This is a genomic window from Roseovarius litoreus, from assembly GCF_900142765.1.
Lineage (GTDB): Bacteria > Pseudomonadota > Alphaproteobacteria > Rhodobacterales > Rhodobacteraceae > Roseovarius > Roseovarius litoreus.
Window position 1 is genome coordinate 1 of the sequence record NZ_FRCB01000027.1, and the last position, 1,229, is coordinate 1,229.

Below are 1,229 nucleotides of genomic sequence, written 5' to 3' on the forward strand. Positions count from 1 at the left end.
TGAGCTGCCCCCACTAAGTGGTCCAAGTTGATTGTTAGTGCATGACCGGCCTCTGGTCCATCTGGACAATACTTTCCGGTGCGGGAGGCCGGTATCCAAGGGCGCTGTGAGGCCGAACGGTGTTGTAGTGTCTTCTCCAGTCTTCGATGATGATCCTTGCCTCCTTTATTGAGTAGAAGAGCTCGCCATTGAGCAACTCGTCCCGGAAGCGTGCATTGAAGCTCTCGCAGTATCCATTCTCCCAAGGCGATCCTGGCTCGATGAACGCAGCCTTGGCACCTACTGCGGCGATCCAGTCCCGGACCTTCTGAGCCACGAACTCGGGACCGTTGTCGGATCGTATGTAGTCCGGCGGGCCGCGGAGGATGAACAGGTCCGTCAGCGCATCAAGCACATCGGTCGAGTTGAGCTTTCGGTCTATGCGGATCATCAGCGCCTCCCTGGTGAACTCGTCTATGATGTTGAGAATGCGATAGGTGCGGCCGTCCGCTGTCCGGTCCTGCATGAAGTCATAGGACCAGACATGGTTTGGACGCTCCGGTCGAAGCCGGATACATGATCCATCGTTCAGCCAGAGCCGGCTTTTCTTCTTTTGCTTCGGTGGAACCTTCAGCCCTTCACGTTTCCAGATGCGCTCAACCCGCTTGTGGTTCACGTGCCAGCCCGACTGGTTGAGCAGCGCGGTCACGGGGCGATAGCCGTAGCGACCGTATTGCCTGGCCAATTCGATGATGTCCTCGGTCAGGCGCTCTTCGTCTGGCCGGCCACGCGGCACCTTGCGCTGCGTGGATCTGTGCTGTCCCAAGGTGCGGCAGGCGCGGCGTTCCGATATGCCGAGCGCCTGCCGCACGTGGTCGATGCATCTGCGGCGACGTGAAGGGCTCAGAAGTTTCCCTTTGCGGCCTCGGCGAGGATCAGCTTGTCCAGCGTCAGATCCGAGACCGCGCGCCTCAGGCGCTGGTTCTCTTTCTCAAGTTCCTTCAGCCGCTTCAGCTGCCCGCGGCTCATTCCGCCATATTGCTTGCGCCACCGATAGAACGTTTGCTCTGTAATGCCGATCTGGCGTGACGCGTCCGCGACCGTCATGCCTTGCCCTTGCAGCACTTCGATTTGCCGAAGTTTCGATACAATGCCTTCTGGCGTCTCTCGTTTCCCAGCCATTCTCTGGTCCTCCAAATTGCAGGATAATCCTATCCCGGTTGGTGGACCACTTCACTGGGGGCAGCTCA

Annotated in this window: 1 protein-coding gene; it reads right to left on the reverse strand. The window is 58.8% G+C overall.

All coding sequences use genetic code 11. The features are described from left to right. Positions 1-34: 34 nt before the first annotated feature. Positions 35-1,161 (reverse strand): IS3 family transposase gene (locus tag F3H35_RS18705; RefSeq protein ID WP_149781040.1). Its coding sequence is split into 2 segments (ribosomal slippage): positions 35-897 and positions 897-1,161, totalling 1,128 coding nucleotides; the frame shifts between segments, so codons are not numbered across the junction. Positions 1,162-1,229 lie beyond the last annotated feature (68 nt).